Here is a 23,583-nt window from a genome sequence, read left to right as displayed (position 1 = left end):
CGGCTGTCGCGGGGTGGATAAAGACCCTGTGCGGTGGTCGGACTTGGTTATTTTTTGTGCTATATTCCGCGCCCGTTTTCGCTGCCCCGGTTTCCAGCCATGCATGCCGTCAAGCCACTGTTCGACTATCCCAAGTACTGGGCCGAGTGTTTCGGTCCGGCGCCGTTCCTGCCGATGAGCAGGGAGGAGATGGATCAGCTCGGCTGGGATTCGTGCGACATCATCATCGTCACGGGTGATGCCTATGTCGATCATCCGTCTTTCGGCATGGCGATCATCGGCCGCCTGCTCGAGGCGCAGGGCTTTCGCGTCGGCATCATCAGTCAGCCCGACTGGCAGAGCAAAGACGACTTCATGAAGCTCGGCGAGCCGAACCTGTTCTTCGGCGTCGCCGCCGGCAACATGGACTCGATGATCAACCGCTACACCGCCGATCGCAAGGTCCGCTCCGATGACGCTTATACCCCGGGTGGTCTGGCCGGCAAGCGCCCGGACCGCGCCAGCCTGGTCTACAGCCAGCGCTGCAAGGAGGCCTACAAGCACGTGCCAGTGGTGCTCGGCGGCATCGAGGCTTCGCTGCGCCGTATTGCCCATTACGACTACTGGTCGGACAAGGTACGCCGCTCGATCCTGATGGATGCCACTGCCGACATCCTGCTCTACGGCAATGCCGAGCGGGCCATTGTCGAGGTGGCTCAGCGCCTGGCCCGCGGCGAGTCGATCGAAGCCATCACCGACGTGCGCGGCACCGCGTTCATCCGCAAGGACACGCCCGAGGGCTGGTTCGAGATCGACTCCACGCGCATCGACCGTCCGGGCAAGATCGACAAGATCATCAACCCCTACGTCAATACCCAGGATCTGTCCGCCTGCGCCATCGAGAAGGATAAAGGGCCGCAGGAAGACCCGAACGAGGCCCGGCCGGTCGAGCTGCTGCCGCACCCGAAACTCGAGCGCGAGCGCACGGTGATCCGCCTGCCGTCCTTCGAAAAGGTGCGCAACGATCCGGCGTTGTATGCCCACGCCAACCGCGTGCTGCACCTGGAAACCAACCCTGGCAACGCCCGTGCGCTGGTGCAGCGGCACGACGACCGCGAGCTGTGGCTCAACCCGCCGCCGATTCCGCTGACCACCGAGGAAATGGATTACGTGTTCGCCGCGCCCTATGCGCGCGTGCCGCATCCGGCCTATGCCGGGGCGAAGATCCCGGCCTACGAGATGATCCGTTTCTCGGTGAACATCATGCGCGGCTGCTTCGGTGGCTGCACCTTCTGCTCGATCACCGAGCACGAGGGACGCATCATCCAGAGCCGTTCCCACGAGTCGATCCTGCACGAGATCGAGGAAATGAAGAACGTGCCGGGCTTCACAGGCGTGGTCTCCGACCTTGGCGGGCCGACAGCCAACATGTATCGCCTGGCCTGCAAGAGCCACGAGATCGAGAAGCACTGCCGCAAGCCGTCCTGCGTGTTCCCCGGCATCTGCGAGAACCTCGATACCGACCACAGCTCGCTGATCGAACTGTACCGCAAGGCGCGCGCGCTGCCGGGCGTGAAGAAGATCCTGATCGCCTCCGGCCTGCGCTACGACCTTGCCGTGGAGTCGCCGGAGTACGTCAAGGAACTGGTCACGCATCATGTCGGCGGCTATCTGAAGATCGCCCCGGAACACACCGAGCGCGGTCCGCTGGACAAGATGATGAAGCCGGGCATCGGCACCTATGACCGTTTCAAGCGAATGTTCGAGAAGTATTCGAAGGAGGCGGGCAAGGAGCAGTACCTGATCCCGTACTTCATCGCCGCGCACCCGGGCACCACCGACGAGGACATGATGAACCTCGCCCTGTGGCTGAAAGCCAACGGCTTCCGCGCCGACCAGGTGCAGGCCTTCTATCCGTCGCCGATGGCCTCGGCCACAGCGATGTATCACACCGGCAAGAACCCGCTGCGCAAGGTGACCTACAAGAGCGAGGGCGTGACGATCGTCAAGAGCGAGGAGCAGCGCCGCCTGCACAAGGCCTTCTTGCGTTACCACGATCCCAGGGGTTGGCCGATGCTGCGTGAGGCGCTGATCCGCATGGGCCGCGCCGACCTGATCGGCAATGGCAAGCATCAGCTGATCCCGGCGCACCAGCCGGCCACCGAGGGCTATCAGAGCGCGCGGCGCAAGAATTCCACGCCGGTGGGCAGCAAGAAGGCCGGGCAGGGCGGCAAGATCCTCACCCAGCACAATGGCCTGCCGCCACGCAGCCACGACGGCAATGCCTGGGACAAGCGCGAGCAGGCCAAGGCCGCGGCCGAAGCCCGGCGCAAGGCGGAAAAGAGCGGCAAGCCGGCGGGCAAGGGCGGCAAGCCAAATCGCCCGGTCGCGCCACGTTAGCGGTAGCGCTTCCTCGGCATAAGAAAACGGAGCGTCAGGCTCCGTTTTTTAGAACCTGAACGCCTGGGTCGCCCGGTCCAGTTCACTGCCCAGGCGCAGCATCTGTGCACTCTGCTCGCGCCCGCGACTGATATGGCTCAGGTTGGCATCGCCGATCTGGTGAATGCGTTCGCTGTGGCCGCGAATCTCGCTCACCGTATCGCCTTGCTGGGCGGTGGCCTGGGCGATCTGCTCCGCCATGCGGCTGATGGTTGCGATGGTCGAAACGATCTCGTCCAGCGCCTGATCGGCACTCTGCGCCAGGTTGGCAGTGCTTTCGGCATGCTCGACCTGGCTGCGCATCGCCAGCACCGACTGTCGCGCGGCCTGCTGCAGGCTGCCGATCAACTGCTGGATTTCTTCGGTAGCGCCACTGGTGCGCTGCGCCAGCGAGCGTACCTCGTCTGCCACGACTGCGAAGCCGCGCCCATGACTGCCGGCACGGGCGGCTTCGATAGCCGCGTTGAGCGCGAGTAGGTTGGTCTGTTCGGCGATGGCGCGAATGACCGTCAGCACGTTCCCGATGGTGGTGGTCTCATCGGCCAGGCGTTCGATGGCCACAGCGTTGCCCTGCACCTCGCTGACCAGTCCGTGCAGGCCGGTCAGGCTCTCGCCGATCACCTGCTGGCCCTGCTGCACGGCACGCGCGGCGGCACGGCTGGCCTCGGCGGCTTCGCCGGCGCCGTCGGCTACCTGCTGGATGGTCGCTTCCAGCTCGCCCAGCGAATCGCGGATCTGCGCAGTGTCGCCGGTCTGTCGCTGTGCGCTGTCATGCAGGTCGCTGCTCATTTCATCGAGTGTGCGGCTGCTGTCTGCCACCTGAACGGTCTGTTCGCGAAGCGTCCCGACCAGCTGCAGCAGGTAGCTGCGCAGGCGGTTGAGCGAGCTCTCGATGTCGGTGATCTCGCGGATCTTCGACTTGATCCGGGCATCGTGGGTGAAATCACCTTCCGCCCAGGCCGAGAGGGTCGGTACCAGTTGGCTCAGGGTGCGGGTCAGCTGGCGTTGCAGGCGGTCCGCGGCCAGGGCTATGAGCAGAATGAGCCCGATGATGACGCCCTGGATCAGTCGCACCTCGGCCTGGATGCGCCCATGCTCTGCGCGTACCGTCGGTTCCAGTTCGGCCAGCGCCTGTTGCACGGCGCTGATCTTGCGCGTGCTGCTGTCCAGCAACTCACTGCGTTGGCGGATCAGCTGGCGGGTGCGCTGGAGCTCGGCCGGGTAGCGCTTGATCAGGCTGGCGAGCTCGCGCTTGAGCGCGATGCCTCGATCCTCGCTGCTCTGATCCGTGGCACTCCCCAGGTCCAGCAGCGCCGCGAAACTGCTCGCCGCCGACTGGCCTGTCGCTTCGACGCCCAGCAGGGGCAGCGCCTCCAGCTTTGCAGCCTCCTGCTCGAGATTGTGCAGCGTCTGCTCCACCTCGCCGGTCAGCTCATCGCGACCGCTGCTCACCAGTTTGCCGCGTGCGTGACCCAGGCGTTGCAGTTGTTGGGCTGCCGCGAAAAGCGGGCGCTGGTAGTCCTGTGCGCCAGGGTGGTTGGCTTCGGTTCGGTAGTCATCCAGCTGCGATAGCGTGCCGGCCATCTCACGTTCTGCCTGGAGCAGCAGTCCCTGCGGATCGCCGGCCAGTTTTCCGGCCGCGAGCAGGTCATTGGCGGTGAAGCGGGTCAGTTCCTGCAGGCTTGGGCGCAGTTGGTCCGCCAGCCCTTCGGGCAGCTCGGCGATGTCCTGTCCGAGCTGGTCGAGGGCCTGTTGTGCCTGACTGTGACGCAGCGCATCTCCGTTGGCCAGGTAGGCGTGTATGTTTTCTGCCGCCTGATGCTGAAACTGCTGGGACAGGCCGAGGTAGCGCGCCATGAGCAGGTAGGGACGTTCCAGCGCCTTCTCCGACCACCAGAGGGTGGCGCCGAGCGCGAGGCAGACCGCTACGAGCAGTAGCGTGTTGAGAGTGGTAAGCGACTTCAGGCGCATCCTCGCCTCACGTAAAAGATCGAGAGGACTGAAAGCTATGGCAGTTTGATGTCATTTGCATGACAGCGGTGCCTGGTCGAGTGGTTCGGGCCGTGAATCCGACTGCCGGGCGGACCAAAAAGTGGCTGTGTGCTCCTGTCGGGTGGCGGCTCAATAGCGTTCGACGCGATTGCGCCCGCCACGCTTGGCGCGATAGAGCGCCTCGTCTGCCTGCTGGGTGAGGCTCTTGACCTCGGCATCTGCGCTCAGCTCGGTGATGCCGCAGCTGAAAGTACAGCTCAGATCCTGGGGTGGAGCGGGAAAGCGGATTTCGGCGAAGCGCTGGCGAATGTCGTTGAGCACCCTGCAGGCCGATTCAGCTGGGGTATCGGGCAGAATCACGGCGAACTCCTCGCCGCCGTAGCGACCGATATGATCGGTCTTGCGCAGGCGCTGTTTCAGGAACAGCGCCAGGCTCTTGATGACCCGGTCGCCCATTGGGTGGCCGAAAGTGTCGTTGACGCGCTTGAAATGATCGATGTCGAGCATGGCGAAGCTCAGCGGGCGCTGGTCGCGGCGGGCGCGGAAGCGTGCGTCTTCGAGCAGTTGCAGACTGTGGGTGTGGTTGTAGAGCCCGGTGAGACTGTCGCGAACGATGCGTGCCTTGAGGCTTCTGGCCCGGGTCGCGCGCGTACGCACGGTAGCGATCAGATGGCTTGGCTTGATCGGCTTGGTGAGGAAATCGTCGCCGCCTTCACCCATCGCGTCGAGCTGCTTGTCCAGGTCGTCCTCGGCGGACAGGTAGATGATCGGCACGCTGACATAGCGTTCGTGCTGGCGGATGACCTTGGCCAGCTCGGTGCCCAGGCATTCGGGCATGTACATGTCGAGGATGATCAGGTCCGGCTGGAACTCCGCCAGCGTGGCGATGGCCTGAATCGGCTCGGTCAGGGTATGGGTCACGATGCCGGCATTGTTCAGGACGCGCTCGGTGTGGGTCGCCTGGGCTCGGGAGTCGTCGATGATCAGCACGCGGATCGGTTCGTAATGCGCCGTGCGGGTGAATATTTCGACCTTTTCCAGCAGGCTGCTGGCATCGAGGGTGCCGGTGAAGAACTCCAGGCCTCCCGCGCGCACGGCTGCCAGTCGCGTCGGGGTATCGGTTTCGGCATGGCTGAAGAACAGCAGCGGCAGCTTGGCCTCGAGCCCTTGTTGGACTTGCTCGGCCAGGCGCAGCCCTTCGCCGGGGCCGTTGAAGTCGACCTCCATGACGATGGCTGACGGGTGGCGGCGATGCATGGCGGCGCGGAAGGCGGTGACGTTGCCGAATGCCTGGGCGGACATGCTGAAGAAGTCCAGCTGGCGCACCAGATGGTCAGCGCGCTCCTGATCCTGCAGTGCGATGTACACCGGCTTGCTCAGTGGCGGCAGGAAGGACTGGTTTTGTGGGTCGGTGTGGCGCAGGCCGGTCCGCGCCAGCCGGTAGATCAGCTGGCTCAGCATGGAAATGGTACTGCTGGAGAGGCGGCCGCGGTTGTCCTTGATGTCGCTGAGGCAGTCCTCGATGCTCAGCGCCAGCTCGGCGTGCTCGGTCTGCTCGAAGCGATCAGCGAATTTTCGAAGGCGCGACGTCGCTTCGGTCAAGGCCGCATGGTAGCCATCGTTCCATTCGCTGCGTTGCAGCTGTTGCCAGACTTCCAGCACTTCACGGGCCTGATGGATGACCCGCTGGGCGAAGTGCTGCTTGAGTTCTTCCTGATCCGACATGTCGATATCCCTGTGTACCAGGCGCACTGCCCCGGCACTCTGTAGTGGCGGCATGCTATCACCACCTGAGCGCTTTGGAAGTGCGCCGCGCGGTAGTGGTTCTCAATTTGACACTGAGCGGGATGGGGTGCTGCGTTATAGTAACGGCCAGTCACCGCAACGTCTCCGGCGTACGGTGGTCGAATTTCGGAATCGCGAGAAGGACACATAGCCCATGTTGGACTGGAAGAATCGCTTCGCCCGTCTCGGTCGCTCCAGCCGCTCAGCCGGTGAGGCCAGCAATCGGAGCAGCAGCCCGCTTCTGCCGGCTCTTGCCGCCCTGGTCGGCATCTATCTGCTGGTGACCGTGGTCCTGGGCTGGTACTGGAGCCGTGAGCCCGATCTGTTTCCGGTGCAGCAGCATGCACGTCAGAGTGCCGAAGCTTCGCAACTGCAGCTGGCCAGTGGTTACACCACCGTGGAAACCCTCAAGCGGGTTGCCAGCACCTTGCTCGACAAGCCCGGCGGCTACCTGAGCAACGATATCGCGCCGCCCGGCTTGTGGCTGGACAACATGCCGAGCTGGGAATATGGCGTGCTGGTGCAGGTCCGCGACCTTGCACGGGCACTGCGCAAGGATTTTGCCCGTTCGCAGTCGCAATCCACCGAAGATCCGGACCTGGCCAAAGCCGAGCCGCTGTTCAACTTCGACAATCGTAGCTGGACGCTGCCGGCGTCCGAATCCGAATACCGCAATGGCATCCGCGCACTGGACCGCTATCTGGTCCGCCTGAGCGATCCCGCACCCAAGGCGCTCTTCTACACGCGCGCCGACAACCTGAACAACTGGCTCGGTGACGCCGCGACCCGGCTGGGATCGCTGTCGCAGCGCCTTTCGGCCTCCGTCGGGCGGGTGCGTCTGGACGCCGATGTCGCGCCGGAACAGGAGCGGGCGGGCATCGTTCCTGAGGTCAAGGAGCAGGTGGTCGAGACGCCATGGATGCAGATCGACAATGTCTTCTTCGAGGCGCGTGGGCAGGCCTGGGCACTGTCGCATCTGCTTAGGGCCATCGAAGTCGATTTTGCCGATGTGCTGGCGAAGAAGAATGCCACCATCAGCGTCCGGCAGATCATTCGCGAGCTGGAGGCGGCACAGGAACCGCTGTGGAGCCCGCTGGTGCTCAATGGCAGTGGTTTTGGCGTACTGGCCAACCACTCGCTGGTGATGGCCAACTACATCTCGCGCGCCAATGCGGCGATCATCGATCTGCGCAATCTGTTGTCGCAGGGGTAAGGGCAGTCGCGAGCTGCAGGCCTGGTGGTGGTGGGCTGAAGTCCACCCTGCTGGGATGCGGTGCCGTCGAGTTGCAGGCCGGGGTACGCTTCACCGATCTGGCGAGTGAAGTCATGGTGGATGTAAAAACGACATCCACCCTACGTTGGCTTGCAGCTCAATCCAACCCGAGCTTCTTCAGCCGATAGCGCATCGAGCGGAAGGTCAGGCCGAGTCGTTGTGCCGCTGCGGTGCGGTTCCAGCGGGTTTCCTCCAGCGCCTGCATGATCAGTTTTCGTTCGATTTCTTCAAGGTGGTCTTCCAGGTTGTCGACCTGTGCCAGCCTGCTATCGCCGCTGTCCGGCAGCACGGGGCCGTCCGCCAGGCGCAAGTCGGCAGCCTTGATTTCTTCTCCTTCGCAGAGGGTGTAGGCGCGCTCGAGCATGTTCTCCAGTTCGCGTACGTTTCCGGGGAAGCGATAGCTCTCAAGCTTGGCCAGTGCATCCGGGTGCAGGCGGACGCTGGCGTCGCCGCACGCCTGGGCCAGGCGGCGCAGCATGGCGTCGGCCAGCACGGCGATGTCCTCGCGGCGCTCGCGCAGCGGCGGCACACGCAATTCGATGACGTTCAGGCGGTAATACAGGTCCTGGCGGAAGCGGCCCGCGGCAACTTCGCTGGCCAGATCCTTGTGGGTCGCGCAGAGAATGCGCACATCAACCATTACTTCCTGAGCGCCGCCGACAGCACGAACGGCCTTTTCCTGGATGGCGCGCAGCAGCTTGACCTGCATCGGCAGTGGCAGGTCCGCCACTTCATCGAGAAACAGGGTGCCGCCGTTGGCGACCTGGAACAAGCCCGGCTTATCCTCGATGGCGCCACTGAAACTGCCTTTCTTGTGGCCGAAGAACTCGCTCTCCATCAGTTCCGATGGTATGGCGCCGCAATTGACCGGGACGAAGGGTTTCTCGCTGCGAGAGCCCTGCTCGTGGATCAGACGGGCCACCAGTTCCTTGCCGCTGCCGGATTCGCCGCTGATGTAGACCGGTGCCTGGCTGCGCGCGAGCTTGCCGATCTGCGTGCGCAGGATCTTCATCGGTGGAGCGCTGCCGAGCAGGCGGTTGTCCACCGGAACCTCCGCGACAGGCTCGCGCAGACGCAGGGCGCTGCTGACCAGTTCGCGCAAGCGATTGAGGTCCACGGGCTTGGTTAGAAAATCGAACGCCCCCGCCTTGAGTGCGCCGATGGCGGTATCGAGGCTGCCATATGCGGTGATCATCGCCACGGGCAACTGCGGGTGCTGCTGCTGAATGAGCTGCACCAGTTCCAGGCCGCTGCCATCGGGCAGGCGCATGTCGGTCAGGCACAGGTCGTAGTGCTCGCGTGCCAGGCATTCGCGAGCTTCCTTGAGGTTGCGTGCGCTGCGGGTATCGAGCTTCATGCGGCCGAGGGTGATCTCCAGCAGTTCGCGGATATCCGGCTCGTCATCGATGATCAGTGCTTTCTGGCGCGCGGTCATGGTCCTGCTCTTGATTCGTGAAGCGGGTGTCGTCCGCCGGGGTGGCTGGCAGCATGTTAACCCCGCAGTGGCCGCCGGGGCTGCCGTTTTGGTCGATGTGTGATGCGTTGCCGGCAGCCTGCGCTTCAGCCCAGCTTGCGCGGATGGGCGAAGATGATGCGAAAGCAGCTGCCGCCCTCGGGTCGCTCGCGATAGTCCAGCCGGGCCTGGTTGCTTTCGCAGAGCTCCCGGGAAATATACAGCCCCAGCCCGGTGCCTTTGCTCTCGGTAGTAAAGAACGGCTCGAACACATTTTGCAGTTGCTCGGCAGCGATACCCGGGCCGTCATCGAGCACCTCCACGATCGGCAAGTCGCATTCCTCGTCGCGGAACAACCGCAGCCAGACCTGCGCATGCGAGTGTTGCTGGCCACTGTAGCGCAACCCGTTCTGCACCAGATTGGTCAGCACCTGAGTGAGCTGGTTGGGGTCCATGCGAGTCTGCAGGGAGCTGCCGATGGCCTCCAGGTGGACGCTCTGTTGCGGGCTCAGCCCCTGGCGGAACTCGCTGATGAAACGGTGAAGCCAGTACTTGAGGTCCAGCAGTTGTGGCTCCGCCTGGCGGCGCCGTGAGAGTTGCAGGACGTTTTCGATGACCAGATTCATCCGCCGCGAGTGGTCCTGGATGATCTGTGCCAGGCGCCGGTCGGAGTCGTCCAGTTCCTCGGATTCATGAAGCAGTTGCGCTGCGTGGCTGATGGCGCCCAGGGGGTTGCGGATCTCGTGGGCGATGCTGGCGGTAAGGCGGCCAAGGGAGGCGAGCTTGAGTTGCTGGGCCTTCTGGGCAATCTGCGAGATGTCCTCGAGGAACACCAGGGTGTCGACTTTGTTGCCGTGCTGCAAGGCAGCGAAGCTTGGCTGCAACGTTGGTCCGCCTGGCGTGGCCCGGAGATTCTGCGGGCGCAGCGTGGGGTTGCCACGCCACTGCTGCAGTGCCTGGAGCAGCTCAGGGCAGCGTGGGGCGAGGCGTTCGCCGGCCAGCGAATCCTGGCCGAGCAGTTGCAGGGCGCCCTGGTTGGCCAGCAGTACGCGCTCCTGAGGGTCCAGCACCAGGATGCCGGTGCGCATGCGCTGGAGGATCAGTGAATTGAGCGCTTCGAGGTTGGCCACGTCTTCAGCGCGTTGGCGCGCGAGGTTTTCACTGGCCTGGAGTCGGCGGGTGAGGCCTTGCACCAGGAATGCGGCAGCGAAGCAAAGCGTGCCAAGCGCGCCGGCCTGGAGGTACTGGCTGCTGGCTTGCGGCCGGCTGATGCTGAGATAGAAGGTCAGGTAGATCAGGCCGATCGCGGCCACGGCGGCAATGAAGAAACCGACGCGCCCGCGCAGAAGGATGTTGGCGATGGCGACTGCGATGATCAGCAGGTTGCCGATTCCGCTAGGTGTGCCGCCGCCGAAATAGAACAGGCCTGACAGCAGGATGACGTCCATCAGCGCCAGGCTGAGCACGGGCAGGTCGCGCGTCGGATTCTGCACCAGTACGGCGACGATGATGTTGAGGATCAGGTAGAGCCAGGCGCCGTACTGGAACAGCTGTGGATTGATCATCTGCAGCAGGTCGCTGTGCAGATCGCTGCTGATCAGCAGCACCAGTGCCAGGCCGATGGTCAGGCGGTAGAGATGGTAAAGACGGAGGATTCTCCGTCCCTGGTCGCCGAGGAAGGTGAGGTTTTCAGTGCCCACCGGGGGTGCTGTCCTGCTCCAGATGAGCCTGGCTGCAGTACCAGCGATCCTGAGACTGGAGTGCCTGGTCCTGCGGTACATGCACGCCGCACTGCGCGCAGCGGACCATCGGCAGGCTGGACTGGCGTTGCCTGGGAGCGGCCTTCTTCTGTGTAAAGCGGCGCCACAGCCAGAAGGCTGCGCCGATCAGTGCGATCCAGAACAGCAGGCGAAACAGACCCATATCGATTCCTTCCGGTTAAGCGTTACGATCAGGCGGGCATGGGGACGATCATGGCGGGCCCGATCTGGCCTGGCGAAGCGTCCCGGTGCCGGCTGGCCTCGCTCAGTCGAACAGGCCAAAGGTCAGGCGACTCCACCAGGAGCGCTTGGCCTCCTGCTGCTCGACTTCCTCAAGCACCGGGCGGAGCTCTTCGGGCAGGTCCTGCTCGGCGCTTTCGTACTGGCGCAGCACGTCGCGATTGGCCTGGGAGACATCCGGGCGCGGCGCTTCGCCCTCGATGAACCCCAGCGTCGCCTTGCTCAGCCAGCTGCGGTTGTCGTCTTCGCGCTCGATCGGCGTGAACTTGCCGTCTTCGAGCGTCACGTGCTCCGGGTAGTTGAGCTGCAGGGTCTTCAGGCTGGTCTCGGCGAGGTCGTCGAGCCCCAGGCGCTGGTAGGCCTCGGTCATCACCGCCAGGCCATCGGCCACCGCCGGCGTGCCCTGGAAGTTTTCCACCACGTAACGCCCGCGGTTGGCCGCAGCGACATATGCCTGGCGCTTGAGGTAGTAGTGCGCCACGTGGATTTCGTTGGCCGCCAGCAGGTTGCGCAGGTAGACCATGCGCGTCTTGGCATCCGGCGAGTAGCGGCTGTTGGGATAGCGGCTGGTGAGCTGGGCGAATTCGTTGAACGAATCGCGAGCGGCGCCCGGGTCGCGTTTGGTCATGTCCAGCGGCAGGAAGCGCGCGAGCAGGCCGCGATCCTGGTCGAACGAGGCCAGGCCCTTGAGGTAGTAGGCATAGTCGACGTTCGGATGCTGCGGGTGCAGGCGGATGAAGCGCTCTGCCGCGGCACGTGCGGCTTCAGGCTCGACATTCCGATAGTAGGCGTAGATCAGTTCGAGCTGCGCCTGCTCGGCGAAGCGGCCGAACGGATAGCGTGACTCCAGAGCCTTGAGCTTGCTGATGGCGCTGGTGTAGCTCTTGTTGTCCAGGTCGGCCTGTGCTTGCTGGTACAGCTCGACTTCACCCAGGTTCTCGTCGACGGTCTCGTTGGACGAACAGGCGGCGGTTAGGGCGAAAATGGCGATCAGCAGCAGGTGTTTCACTTGCATGGCGGCTTGCGTCCCTGTGACGGCTGGCTGTCTCGCGCGGAGCCGTCCTGTTATGATGAGCGCCCCGGTGCGCCGGGACAAAGACGCCGTATTTAAACACAAGCGTGTAGCCGAAACCAAAGGCCGCTCCGCCATCTGCGGTCCCCGGGTTCATCTGCGATCAGCGGATGTCACCTGCCTCTCTCAGACGAATCTATCTCGCCGTATGTCCACGACTTCCAAGCAGGCCATCCAACTCAGTGCCGAGGTGCCGTTTGACCTTGGCGGGCAACGTCTCGATCAGGTCGCGGCGCAGCTCTTTTCCGAACACTCGCGCTCGCGTCTTGCCGCCTGGATCAAGGATGGTCTGCTGACGGTGGATGGCGCTGTGCTGCGCCCCCGCGACACGGTGCATGCCGGTGCCCTGCTCGAACTGAGCGCCGAACAGCAGGCGCAGGGCGAATGGGTGGCCCAGGACATCCCGCTCGACATCGTCTACGAGGACGAGCAGATCCTGGTGATCGACAAGCCGGCCGGCCTGGTGGTGCATCCGGCGGCCGGGCATGCCGACGGCACGCTGCTCAACGCCTTGCTGCACCATGTTCCGGATCTGATCAACGTGCCGCGTGCCGGCATCGTGCATCGCCTGGACAAGGACACCACGGGCCTGATGGTGGTGGCCAAGACGCTGCAGGCGCAGACCCGCCTGGTCGAGCAGTTGCAGGCACGCAGCGTCAGCCGCATCTATGAGGCCATCGTGATTGGCGTGATCATTACCGGCGGCACGGTCAATGCGCCGATCGGCCGGCATGGCCAGCAGCGCCAGCGCATGGCGGTCGTGGAGGGCGGCAAGCCGGCGGTCAGCCACTACCGGGTGCTCGAGCGCTTCCGCTCGCACACCCATGTGCGGGTCAAGCTGGAAACCGGGCGCACCCATCAGATTCGTGTGCACATGACCCATCTCGGTTATCCGCTGGTGGGCGATCCGCTCTACAGCGGGCGTTTTCGTATTCCGCCGGCGGCCAGCCCGACGTTGGTGCAGTCGTTGCGCGACTTCCCGCGCCAGGCCCTGCATGCGCGCTTCCTTGAGCTTGATCATCCCGTGACCGGGCAGCGCATGAAGTGGGAGTCGCCGCTACCGGACGACTTCGTCTGGTTGCTGACGCTGCTGCAGCAGGATCGCGAGGCCTTCGTCGGGTGAACGCCTGGGGCGAAGACTGGCTGACACCCGATTGGCCGGCTCCGGCCGGCGTCCGCGCCTGCGTGACGACGCGTCGAGGTGGGCTCAGTGTTGCCCCGTTCGACAGCTTCAACCTGGGCGATCACGTCGGTGACGATCCGGCAGCGGTGGCCTGCAATCGCCGGCATCTGCAGGAGGTGCTCGGCTGTCAGCCGGTATGGTTGGCGCAGGTGCATTCCAGCGTGGCGATCGAGGCTGCTCGCGGCGTCTGTGCGACCGCCGATGCCAGCTGGAGCGCAGTGCCTGGCGAAGCTTGCACGGTGCTGACCGCCGATTGCCTGCCGGTACTGTTCTGCGATCGTGGCGCGACCCGTGTCGCTGCCGCTCACGCCGGCTGGCGTGGCCTGGCTGGCGGCGTGCTCGAAGCGACGCTCGAGGCGCTGGCGGTGCCGCCCGACGAGGTTCTGGCCTGGCTGGGGCCGGCGATCGGGCCGGCGTCATTCGAAGTGGGCAGCGAGGTGCGCGAGGCTTTTCTGGCGCAGCATGCCGAGGCTGCCGTGGCCTTCCTGCCGAGTCACAATCCCGGGCGTTTCATGGCGGATCTCTATCAGCTGGCGCGTATTCGCCTGGCGGCCGTTGGCGTCAACGCGGTTTATGGTGGAGGCCTGTGCACCTTCAGCGATCCGCGCTTCTATTCCTACCGCCGTGCCTCGCGCACGGGGCGCTTCGCCAGTCTGATCTGGCTGGAGCCATAGCCGCAGCCAGGGCATTGACTGCAGGTCCTGGCATGACCTGCATCAATGTCATCCGCCTTGAATCTCCAACAATCATCCTCATCTAAGCTGCATCTCGCGGGTTTGTGTAAGGCGCGATTCACAGCGCCGGCCCGCTTTACCTGAGGATGAACGTCCATGCGTATCGATCGATTGACCAGCAAGCTTCAGCTTGCGCTCTCCGATGCCCAGTCCATTGCCGTCGGCCTGGATCACCCATCCATCGAGCCGTTGCACCTGATGCAGGCGCTGCTCGAGCAGCAGGGTGGTTCGATCAAGCCGTTGCTGATGCAGGTCGGCTTCGATATCAATGCCTTGCGCCAGGCGCTCACCAAGGAGCTCGACCAGCTACCGAAGCTGCAGAATCCCACCGGCGACATGAACCTGTCGCAGGATCTTGCGCGCCTGCTGAACCAGGCCGATCGCATCGCCCAGCAGAAGGGCGACCAGTACATTTCCAGTGAGCTGGTGCTGCTCGCCGCGCTGGACGGCAATACCCGCCTGGGCAAGCTGCTGCTGGCTCAGGGCGTGAGCAAGAAGGCGCTGGAGAATGCCATCAGCAACCTGCGCGGCGGCGAGGCGGTCAACGATCCCAACGCCGAGGAATCGCGCCAGGCGCTGGACAAGTACACCGTGGACATGACCAAGCGCGCCGAGGACGGCAAGCTCGATCCGGTGATCGGCCGTGACGACGAGATTCGTCGCACCATCCAGGTCCTGCAGCGGCGGACCAAGAACAACCCGGTGCTGATCGGCGAGCCGGGTGTGGGCAAGACCGCCATCGTCGAGGGGTTGGCCCAGCGCATCGTCAACGGTGAGGTCCCTGACGGGCTGAAGGACAAGCGTCTGCTGGCGCTGGACATGGGCTCGCTGATTGCCGGCGCCAAGTTCCGCGGCGAATTCGAGGAGCGTCTCAAGGCGGTGCTCAACGAGCTGTCCAAGCAGGAAGGGCGCGTGATCCTGTTCATCGACGAGCTGCATACCATGGTCGGTGCCGGCAAGGCCGAGGGCGCCATGGATGCGGGCAACATGCTCAAGCCTGCGCTTGCGCGCGGCGAGCTGCATTGCGTGGGTGCCACCACCCTCGACGAGTACCGCCAGTACATCGAGAAAGACGCCGCGCTGGAGCGCCGCTTCCAGAAGGTCCTGGTCGATGAGCCGAGCGAGGAAGACACCATCGCCATCCTCCGGGGCCTCAAGGAACGCTACGAAGTGCACCATGGGGTGACCATTACCGACGGTGCCATCATTGCTGCGGCCAAGCTCAGCCATCGCTACATCACTGACCGTCAGCTACCGGACAAGGCCATCGATCTGATCGACGAGGCCGGCAGTCGCATCCGCATGGAAATCGATTCCAAGCCGGAAGAGCTCGATCGCCTGGATCGACGCCTGATCCAGCTGAAGATCGAGCGTGAGGCACTGAAGAAAGAGGACGACGAAGCCACCAGGAAACGCCTGGCCAAACTCGAGGATGACATCGCCAGGCTGGAGCGGGAATACGCCGACCTGGAGGAAATCTGGAAGTCGGAAAAGGCCGAGGTGCAAGGCTCGGCACAAATCCAGCAGAAGATCGAGCAGGCCAAGGCGGAGCTCGAAGCGGCACGTCGCAAGGGCGATCTGGCGCGCATGGCGGAGCTGCAATACGGCATCATTCCGGACCTCGAGCGCAGCCTGGAAATGGTCGATCAGCACGGCAAGAAAGAGAACCAGCTGCTGCGCAACAAGGTGACCGACGAGGAAATCGCCGAGGTGGTTTCCAAGTGGACCGGCATTCCTGTCTCGAAAATGCTCGAAGGCGAGCGCGACAAGCTGCTGCGCATGGAGGACATGCTGCACACCCGTGTCATCGGTCAGCATGAGGCGGTGGTGGCGGTGGCCAATGCCGTTCGCCGCTCGCGCGCCGGCCTGGCCGACCCGAATCGTCCGAGTGGCTCGTTCCTCTTCCTCGGCCCGACCGGGGTGGGCAAGACGGAGCTATGCAAGGCGCTGGCCGAATTCCTCTTCGATACCGAGGAGGCGATGATCCGCATCGACATGTCCGAGTTCATGGAGAAGCACTCCGTTGCACGCCTGATCGGTGCGCCGCCGGGCTACGTTGGCTACGAAGAGGGCGGTTACCTGACCGAAGCGGTGCGCCGCAAACCCTATTCGGTAGTGCTGATGGATGAGGTGGAAAAGGCCCATCCCGACGTGTTCAACGTGTTGTTGCAGGTGCTGGAAGATGGTCGCCTGACCGACAGTCATGGGCGCACGGTGGACTTCAAGAACACCGTGATCGTGATGACCTCCAACCTCGGTTCGACGCAGATCCAGGAACTCGTCGGCGACCCCGATGCGCAGCGTGCGGCGGTGATGGACGCGGTAGCGCATCACTTCCGGCCGGAGTTCATCAACCGCATCGACGAAGTGGTGGTGTTCGATCCGCTTGCTCGCGAGCAGATCGCCGGGATTGCCGAGATTCAGCTTGGGCGGTTGCGCAAGCGTCTGGCCGAGCGCGAGCTGAGCCTGGAGCTGAGTCAGGAGGCGATGGACAAGCTGGTCGCTGTCGGCTACGACCCGGTGTACGGTGCCCGCCCGCTCAAGCGTGCGATTCAGCGCTGGATCGAGAATCCGCTGGCGCAGCAGATACTCGCCGGCCAGTTCGCGCCGGGCAGCAGCGTCAAGGCTCGGGTGGAGGGCGAGCAGATCGTCTTCGGCTGACGGCCAGGCCATGCTCGCGCAGAGATGATTCGCTGCGCGAGCGGTGGCCGATTCGGTGGTTTTTTTCGACGACGCAACGGGTGAGCGCAAACTGTTGTCAGTAATCGCGTTTTTAGGGTTGACAGCGGTGCCGGGAACCGTAAAATGGCGCGCCTCTGAGGCGGGAACGTAACGCTGAAGAGCTGGAATTGCTAGTTGTTCCGCGATAGCTCAGTCGGTAGAGCAAATGACTGTTAATCATTGGGTCCCAGGTTCGAGTCCTGGTCGCGGAGCCAAATTCCAATCGGGGTATAGCGCAGTCCGGTAGCGCGCCTGCTTTGGGAGCAGGATGTCGGGAGTTCGAATCCCCCTACCCCGACCATTTTTGGGTCGTTAGCTCAGTTGGTAGAGCAGTTGGCTTTTAACCAATTGGTCGTAGGTTCGAATCCTACACGACCCACCATACGAGCTTCTCTGGAAGCATGAAAGGCTGGATGTCCTCGCGGGCATCCAGCTTTTTTTTCGCCTGCGATTCCTTGTCGAAACATTGATGGCGCACCCTGGGGTGCGCCTTTTCTGCATCAATGGAGCTTCAGGCGCGGCTCCGTCGTGCGGCTGAGCTTGTCGCCGAGCATCATCAGCAGCGTCCGGGGGATGCCATAAAGCGCGATCTGGTGCATACGGTACAGCGAGATGTAGAACATCCGTGCCAGCCAGCCTTCGAGCATGACGTTGCCGGTCAGGTTGCCCATCAGATTGCCTACCGCCGAGAAACTCGACAGCGAAATCAGTGAGCCGTAGTCCTTGTAGCGGTAGGTCGGCAGCGGCTTGCCTTCCAGTCGATTGCGGATCGAACGGGCCAGCATCGAAGCCTGTTGGTGGGCTGCCTGTGCGCGAGGTGGGACGTTGCGGTCGCTATCCGGTTGAGGGCAGGCGGCGCAGTCGCCAAACGCGAAGATGTTCTCGTCGCGGGTGCTCTGCAGTGTCGGATGGACAACCAGTTGGTTGATGCGGTTGGTTTCCAGGCCATCAAGCTCGTGCAAGAAGGCCGGAGCCTTGATCCCGGCGGCCCAGACCTTGAGGCTGGCCTGGATGAACTCGCCCTGCTTGGTGTGCAGGCCTTCGGCGGTGACTTCGCTGACTGCAGCGCCGGTGAGGACCTTGACTCCCAGATCGAGCAGCGTTTGGTGCACGGGTTGACTGATGCGCTCGGGCAGCGCCGGCAGTACCTTCGGGCCGGCCTCGATGAGCGTGATCTTAACGTCCTCCGGTTTGATGCCGTCCAGGCCATAGGCGGCCAGTTCCTTGGCTGCGTGCAGCAGTTCGGCGGCGAGTTCGACGCCGGTCGCGCCAGCGCCGACGATAGCCATGCTGATGTCGCTCGACGCGGCCTCGCCAGCATGAGCGCGCATGTAGTGACTCAGCAGCTGCCGATGAAAGCGCTCCGCCTGCTCGCGGGTGTCGAGAAATATGCAGTGCTCTGCGGCCCCCTGGGTGCCGAAGTCGTTGGTCGTGCTGCCGACGGCGATTACCAGTGTGTCGTAATTCAGCGCGCGCGAGGGCACCAGCTCAACGCCGAACTCGTCACGCGTGGCCTCCAGTCGAATGCACTTACTGGCGCGATCCAGGCCGGCCATGCGGCCCATCTGAAATTCGAAGTGATTCCATTTGGCCTGGGCTACGTAGTTGAGTTCGTCTGCCGAGGAATTCAGCGAGCCGGCTGCAACCTCGTGCAGCAGCGGCTTCCAGATGTGCGTCAGATTGGCGTCGACCAGCGTGATTCGGGCTGTGCCGCGTTTGCCCAGGGTTCTACCCAGGCGGGTAGCAAGCTCTAGCCCGCCGGCGCCGCCGCCGACGATTACGATTCGATGTGACATGGGAGTAACTCATAGCTGCAAGGAAATCGGGGGGGCAGTCAAGGCGAGCGGTGCTCAAAGCACTAGACGGCTCAGGAGGCGGCTCAGCAGTCCAAGGCCTATCACGACGGCCAGCACGACAAGCAGCAGGAGCCAGGGGCGAAACGGCTGGCGTTCGACCTGGTGCTGCGGGGCGCGGAGGTATTCGTCGACGCGCTGCTGGTCTTCGGGATTCAGGCGGCTGGGCATGGGCACCTCGAAAGGGGTGTACGCATTCTAGCCGCGTGGGGTCAAAAGCCAAGGCTCATCTGCGACTGTATGACGCGTGCGGCGGATCGAGCGGCCCGCCGGGGAGAGGGTCAGGTGTCTTTCAGCCTGCGCAGATTGCCGATCACCGACTCCAGGGCGCGGTCGAACAACAGGGTATCGTTCAGCAGGCGAATGGCACCGCGCTGGAATTCGCTGGCCAGGCCCATACGGGTTTTCTCCAGTACCTTCATGCCGGTGCGGTTGACGAAGATGTACTTGCCGGTAGGTTTGATCACCGCAGCCAGCTTGCAGCGCAGCTTGTGCTCTTCGTCTTCCTGGAACTCGACCCAGCTGCCGACCCGCAGGTTGTCGACCTGAACCAGTGCTTCGTCGTTGTCCGGCAGGTTGATCTCCGGCTCCTGTTCGCGACTTTCGCCTGGTGCCAGCAGGACGATTTCCTCGACGACCTCGACCATGGCCGGGGCTGCCTCGTTTGCCGGTGCTGCAGGGAAGGAAGCAGCGCCGGTATCGACAGCTATGTCGTCGGTCTCGTTCGGGCTCTGCGGTGGCTGGATGCGCTGCAGTGTCTGTACGTGGAGCGCTTCGAGGCGAGTGAAGAAATCGCCGGTGGAGAAGGGGTCGAAGGCCGCGCTGACCAGTCCTTCGCGCAGGGCCTTGAGCAAGCTCGGAACCAGCTCCAGCAGACGTGCCCGGGACTCCTCGTCCTCGTGCGGCGTTACGCTCCACACCAGATCGTCCATGGTGTCCAGGGCTGCCTGCCACTCTGCGGACTGGGTGCCATGTTTCAGGCAGGTGAGGAGCAGTACCTTGCTCCAGGCCTCCTGCAGCAGGCGGACCACGACTTCCGGAAGAGTCTTGCCCAGCAGGCGCTGGTTCAGGGCGTGCTCCACTTCCTGGCGAGCCATCTCGGCCTTGGCGCGCCCTTCCTCGGCATCGCGGGTGCGCTGTTCGAGCAGTTCGCTGCGACGCCGTTCGTCGCCAATGAATGCAAGGAAATCGGTCAGCAGCTCGGAGAAGAGGGTCGGGTCGTCGGTGAACTCATTGAGCAGGCGCGCCACGATCTGCTCGATCTTCTGGTAAAGGTTGTCGCGCTGGGCTTCGTCCTGGTCTCCCCAGCCCATCGATGCGGAGGCGACCTCGTTGAGCAGGCGTCGTGCCGGATGGCTGCCGCGGCTGAAGAAGGTCTTGTCCAATACCGCGACCTTCAGGAAGGGGATCTGCAGGCGGCCGATCAGTGCCTTGAGCGAGTCGGGCAGCGTACGGTCGTCGAGAATGAACTCGAACAGCATGGACACCAAGTTGATCACGTCATCGTCGATCTCGCCGACCACGCGTGACCTGCCTGTCTTGGCGCTGACTCGGTTGAGCAGGTTGGCAAGCTGCTGCTGAAGATCGAAGTCGTCCGCCGGCTGAGGGGCGCGCGTCTGCATGTGCGACAACAGGCGGAGCAGGTCGCTGCTGGAGATGGGTATGGCGTCGCCGGGCACGTTGCGAGGGGGCAGAGCACTAATGCCGCGAAGTTCGGAAAGCAGGCTGTGCAGGGCGCTGAACGCGGCTTCCTGCAGGCCCTCGTCGGGTTGCGCGGCCTGGTTGAGAGGTGCGGTTGGCGCATGGCTGCCACCCGGGGCGCCCTGGCGTTGCTGGCGCCGCGGCAAGGCGGACTGAAGCTCTGGCAGGATGCCTGCTGCCACGAGGGTCTGGTTGGCCTCGGCATAGAGCTGGTCGAGATCGCCCAGCACGTACTTTTCGAACAGCTTGAAGATGATCAGCTTGACCTTGATTTCCACGCCAAGGCTGCTGCTCGCCTCGATGAAATAATCGCAGAGCGCATGCGGGCCGAGCGGGTTGCTCCTGTCGTCGAGCTTCTTGCTGATCAGCGCATTCATGCGGGTTGTCAGGTGCCCCAGCGGTTGTGCCGCGCGGCTCATGACCTTGGCTACCATGGTGTCGACGGCGACGGACTCTTCCAGTTCGTCGTTCTGGACCAGCGAAAGGCTGTCGAAAGAGACGTTTTCCGGCACGGGCGGTTTGCCTATCTCGTACTGGTTGAGTCTGGAGAAGGCTTCGAACAGCTGCTGCAGGAAGCCGCGTTCGATGTTGCGGCGTTTCATGCGCAAATCGCGCATGGCCTCGAAGAAGGCATTCTGCTCGGAGTTGCTGGTGGCGCGATCGGCAATCTCGAAGAGCGAGTCGTCGGCATTGTCGAAGAGTGATTGCAGGGCCTGACGCAGTTGCTGAGCGGCCTTGTCGCGCACGCTGATCAGCGCCACGGGCAGGCGGCCAGCCGGTGAGGAAGGCTTGTGCTCAGGGGCGGCCTTGTTAAGGTGCACCACTTTCGCATCGGTTCGCATCGAGACTCTCCTGCGGTCGCCTGCTTGGGGCGGTCACAACGCCAGATATCCGGCACTTGATAAAGTTGGCCAGGTCGGCCGGGCAAGGCGAAGGTATCGGGCAAGTCCGCATTCCTGTGCGGGTTATCGTCCATCGAACCGGATTCCAGACGCAGCATAGCCGAGCGCTTTGGTTTTACAACGACACCCCGTCAGCTGGGTATCGCCATTTACGTGGCGTCAATTTTCCTTGGCTGATTATAAGCATCTGGGGCGCATGCCAAGCCCGGTTTTGCGCCGGACATGACCTGGCTCACAGATACTCGCAGGTTTTCCGCCGGGAGGTAAGGAAAGCTCGACGAGGTGCTGTCCATGGGGGCATCAGTTTGCCGCTGTGCCCGATGCTCCGAGTATTTATAATCCGCCCAATCAAAGGAGTCAGCCATGCCCAATCTCACCCTTGCCGACCTTTCGGCGGAAATCGACGCCAATGCTCGCCGTGCGCTCGCCGAGGATGTCGGCGGCGGTGACATCACTGCCCAACTGATCCCGGCGGAGCGGTTGGCCCATGCCTCTGTCATCACCCGCGAAGCCGCCGTGATCAGCGGAGTAGCCTGGGTCGATGCCGTGTTTCGTCAGGTTGATCCGCGCGTGGCCGTCCATTGGCAGGTTGCGGACGGCGAGCGGGTCGATGCCGATCGCGTGCTGTTTCATCTCGAGGGGCCGGCACGTGCTCTGCTCACTGGTGAGCGCAGCGCACTGAACTTTCTGCAGATGCTGTCAGGCGTCGCGACGCGCTGCCGCCGCTACGCCGATATGGTCGAAGGGACTGGAGTGCGCCTGCTTGATACGCGCAAGACGATCCCGGGATTGCGCCTGGCGCAGAAATACGCCGTTACCTGCGGCGGGTGTCACAACCATCGCATCGGGCTGTACGACGCCTTCCTGATCAAGGAGAACCATATCGCTGCCTGCGGCGGTATCGCCGAGGCCGTTGCCGCCGCGCAACGCATCGCGCCGGGCAAGCCGGTGGAAATAGAAGTGGAGAGTCTCGACGAGCTCGAGCAGGCGCTGCGGGCAGGAGCCGATATCGTCATGCTCGACGAGCTCAGCCTGGATGACATGCGCTCGGCGGTCCGCATGGCGGCTGGGCGGACCAAGCTGGAAGCTTCCGGCGGAATCAGTGATGAGACGCTGCGCAGCGTTGCTGAAACGGGGGTGGACTACATCTCAATCGGCGCACTGACCAAGCATGTCCAGGCGGTGGATCTGTCGATGCGCTTGCGTCAGTAGGATGGAGGCGGCAGTGCCTGGCGCAGGTGTCGCGCCAGGCGGGGCGATCAGTGACGGCTCTTCAGGCCGAAATTCTCGTGCAGCGTACCGGGGGTGTCGTCGCCTTTGGGGGCATAGTCCTTCGGTGGCTCGGTGAAGGCTGGCGAAGAGAGCCGCTCGCGCGAGCCATTTTTCTCTTCGTGCAGCGCGGCCATCAGGCGCTGCCGGGTCTGCTCGTCAAGGGCCAGGCGGCTGGCGCCGTCGGACAGGTGATCCTGGATGTCCTGATAGTTGCTGGTCAGCTTGCGCAGCAGGCTGGCCGTGGTGTTGAAGTGGGTGACCACTTCACTCTGATAGGTGTCGAAGCGCTCTTGCAGGTCGTCGACCTGACGCTGTGTACGGTTCGGCGCGCTGCTGCGAGCCACCAGATAACCGATGGCAATGCCGGCGATCAGGCCGACAATCGGGAGCAACCAGGTCGCGAGGGTCTGTTCCACGAGTCCTTCCTCTATATAAACGGCTGTGCTTACGTTAACGTCTCGTCCCTGCTCTGTATACCGCAACACGAGGCGGCGGTTATCGGCAGCTAGTTAGCAAGACGAGTCGACTCGTCCCAAGGTCACGGAGTTCCTGTTTTGTTGAAGCGCGAAACCCCTGTCACGCTCGACGGCCCCTGCGGGGCGCTGGAAGCGTTGTATTTCGATCAGCCGCAGGCACGCGGCCTGGCGCTGATCTGTCATCCGAACCCGGTCAAAGGCGGCACCATGTTGAACAAGGTCGTCTCGACCCTGCAGCGTACGGCGCGGGATGCCGGTTACTGCACGCTGCGTTTCAACTATCGTGGCGTCGGTGCCAGTGCCGGCGCACACGACATGGTCGAAGGCGAGGTGGATGATGCCGAGGCCGTGCTGCGCTGGCTGCGCCAGCAACATCCGGCGCTACCGTTGACACTGCTGGGCTTTTCCTTCGGCGGCTTCGTCGCCGGTAGCCTGGCGTCACGCCTGGAGGCCGAGGGGCAGAACGTGCAGCGCCTGCTGATGGTGGCGCCCGCGGTTTCGCGGCTGGCCGGGCTGCCGCTGGCCGGCGATTGCCAGCTGACCATCATTCAGCCGGAGCAGGACGAGGTGATCGATGCCGAGTCGGTGTACGCCTTCTCTGCCGAGTTGCAGCACCCCCACGAGCTGCTGAAGGTGGCAGAATGCGGTCACTTTTTTCACGGCAAGCTGGTGGAGCTGAAAGAGCTGGTCGCGCCACGCCTCTAGCCGATGCCTTCGTTTTTCGCAGTGCGCAACGATCGAGATACAA

At 63.5% G+C, this 23,583-nt stretch carries 17 protein-coding genes and 3 tRNA genes; 10 read left to right on the top strand and 10 right to left on the bottom strand.

Features of this window, described 5'->3' with window-relative positions; genetic code table 11:
• Positions 1–99: 99 nt before the first annotated feature.
• On the top strand, positions 100–2,379 hold the full coding sequence (locus B597_RS29760; RefSeq protein ID WP_003295392.1) for a YgiQ family radical SAM protein: 2,280 nt from the start codon (positions 100–102) through the stop codon (positions 2,377–2,379).
• 48 nt (positions 2,380–2,427) lie between these two features.
• Here the strand turns inward: B597_RS29760 and B597_RS29755 are convergent, their stop codons facing one another.
• Together B597_RS29755 and B597_RS29750 are read right to left on the bottom strand one after the other, a co-directional pair.
• Positions 2,428–4,389 (bottom strand): methyl-accepting chemotaxis protein, encoded by a 1,962-nt coding sequence (locus B597_RS29755; protein ID WP_003295391.1) that lies wholly within the window; start codon positions 4,387–4,389, stop codon positions 2,428–2,430.
• A gap of 150 nt (positions 4,390–4,539) precedes the next feature.
• Complete coding sequence (locus B597_RS29750; RefSeq protein ID WP_003295390.1) at positions 4,540–6,135, bottom strand: response regulator; 1,596 nt, start codon at positions 6,133–6,135, stop codon at positions 4,540–4,542.
• Between the two features lie 214 nt (positions 6,136–6,349).
• On the opposite strand from B597_RS29750, the gene B597_RS29745 reads away from it, so the two are divergent.
• The gene (locus tag B597_RS29745; RefSeq protein ID WP_003295389.1) at positions 6,350–7,408 is read left to right on the top strand and encodes a DUF2333 family protein; all 1,059 of its coding nucleotides are present in this window, start codon (positions 6,350–6,352) and stop codon (positions 7,406–7,408) included.
• 157 nt (positions 7,409–7,565) lie between these two features.
• On the opposite strand, the gene B597_RS29740 is transcribed toward B597_RS29745, so the two are convergent.
• The 4 genes from B597_RS29740 to B597_RS29725 form a co-directional block, all read right to left on the bottom strand.
• Positions 7,566–8,903 (bottom strand): sigma-54-dependent transcriptional regulator, encoded by a 1,338-nt coding sequence (locus B597_RS29740; RefSeq protein ID WP_024161782.1) that lies wholly within the window; start codon positions 8,901–8,903, stop codon positions 7,566–7,568.
• 125 nt (positions 8,904–9,028) lie between these two features.
• On the bottom strand, positions 9,029–10,621 hold the full coding sequence (locus B597_RS29735) for a sensor histidine kinase (protein ID WP_003295385.1): 1,593 nt from the start codon (positions 10,619–10,621) through the stop codon (positions 9,029–9,031).
• Positions 10,611–10,844, bottom strand: coding sequence for a PP0621 family protein (locus B597_RS29730; RefSeq protein ID WP_003295383.1), 234 nt, complete (start codon positions 10,842–10,844; stop codon positions 10,611–10,613). The genes B597_RS29735 and B597_RS29730 overlap by 11 nt, the downstream gene beginning before the upstream one ends.
• 102 nt (positions 10,845–10,946) lie before the next feature.
• On the bottom strand, positions 10,947–11,936 hold the full coding sequence (locus tag B597_RS29725) for an outer membrane protein assembly factor BamD (protein ID WP_003295381.1): 990 nt from the start codon (positions 11,934–11,936) through the stop codon (positions 10,947–10,949).
• Between the two features lie 205 nt (positions 11,937–12,141).
• Between B597_RS29725 and rluD the strand changes: the two genes are divergently transcribed.
• The 6 genes from rluD to B597_RS29695 all read left to right on the top strand — a co-directional run bounded on the left by rluD (position 12,142) and on the right by B597_RS29695 (position 17,013).
• Positions 12,142–13,116, top strand: coding sequence for a 23S rRNA pseudouridine(1911/1915/1917) synthase RluD (gene rluD / locus B597_RS29720; protein WP_003295379.1), 975 nt, complete (start codon positions 12,142–12,144; stop codon positions 13,114–13,116).
• The gene (gene pgeF / locus B597_RS29715) at positions 13,113–13,850 is read left to right on the top strand and encodes a peptidoglycan editing factor PgeF (protein WP_003295377.1); all 738 of its coding nucleotides are present in this window, start codon (positions 13,113–13,115) and stop codon (positions 13,848–13,850) included. The genes rluD and pgeF overlap by 4 nt, the downstream gene beginning before the upstream one ends.
• 156 nt (positions 13,851–14,006) lie before the next feature.
• Entirely contained in the window at positions 14,007–16,571 is a 2,565-nt protein-coding gene (clpB, locus tag B597_RS29710) for an ATP-dependent chaperone ClpB (protein WP_003295376.1), read from the top strand.
• Between the two features lie 199 nt (positions 16,572–16,770).
• Positions 16,771–16,846: transfer RNA gene (locus tag B597_RS29705), tRNA-Asn, on the top strand.
• Positions 16,847–16,855: 9 nt separating this feature from the next.
• Positions 16,856–16,932, top strand: a tRNA-Pro gene (locus B597_RS29700).
• Positions 16,933–16,937: 5 nt separating this feature from the next.
• Positions 16,938–17,013: transfer RNA gene (locus B597_RS29695), tRNA-Lys, on the top strand.
• 118 nt (positions 17,014–17,131) lie between these two features.
• Here B597_RS29695 and B597_RS29690 read toward each other — a convergent pair.
• The 3 genes from B597_RS29690 to B597_RS29680 form a co-directional block, all read right to left on the bottom strand.
• The gene (locus B597_RS29690; protein WP_003295373.1) at positions 17,132–18,427 is read right to left on the bottom strand and encodes an NAD(P)/FAD-dependent oxidoreductase; all 1,296 of its coding nucleotides are present in this window, start codon (positions 18,425–18,427) and stop codon (positions 17,132–17,134) included.
• Between the two features lie 54 nt (positions 18,428–18,481).
• Positions 18,482–18,655 carry a DUF3094 family protein gene (locus B597_RS29685; RefSeq protein WP_003295371.1) on the bottom strand — a complete coding sequence of 58 codons (174 nt, stop codon included), beginning with the start codon at positions 18,653–18,655 and terminating at the stop codon, positions 18,482–18,484.
• Between the two features lie 110 nt (positions 18,656–18,765).
• Positions 18,766–21,027, bottom strand: a complete 2,262-nt coding sequence (locus tag B597_RS29680) for a DUF1631 domain-containing protein (RefSeq protein ID WP_003295370.1) — start codon at positions 21,025–21,027, stop codon at positions 18,766–18,768.
• 423 nt (positions 21,028–21,450) lie between these two features.
• Here B597_RS29680 and nadC point away from each other — a divergent pair, with 423 nt between their 5' ends.
• Positions 21,451–22,299: a carboxylating nicotinate-nucleotide diphosphorylase gene (nadC, locus tag B597_RS29675; protein WP_024161780.1), complete on the top strand. Its 849-nt coding sequence runs from the start codon at positions 21,451–21,453 to the stop codon at positions 22,297–22,299.
• 47 nt (positions 22,300–22,346) lie between these two features.
• On the opposite strand, the gene B597_RS29670 is transcribed toward nadC, so the two are convergent.
• Positions 22,347–22,775: a Z-ring associated ZapG family protein gene (locus B597_RS29670; protein ID WP_003295365.1), complete on the bottom strand. Its 429-nt coding sequence runs from the start codon at positions 22,773–22,775 to the stop codon at positions 22,347–22,349.
• Positions 22,776–22,913: 138 nt separating this feature from the next.
• Between B597_RS29670 and B597_RS29665 the strand changes: the two genes are divergently transcribed.
• The gene (locus B597_RS29665; RefSeq protein WP_024161779.1) at positions 22,914–23,540 is read left to right on the top strand and encodes an alpha/beta hydrolase; all 627 of its coding nucleotides are present in this window, start codon (positions 22,914–22,916) and stop codon (positions 23,538–23,540) included.
• Positions 23,541–23,583 lie beyond the last annotated feature (43 nt).

Source organism: Stutzerimonas stutzeri KOS6, from assembly GCF_000307775.2.
In the GTDB taxonomy this organism is placed as follows: domain Bacteria; phylum Pseudomonadota; class Gammaproteobacteria; order Pseudomonadales; family Pseudomonadaceae; genus Stutzerimonas; species Stutzerimonas stutzeri_B.
Note: the sequence above shows the minus strand (reverse complement) of the source record. Positions and strands in the feature narration are given on the sequence as shown.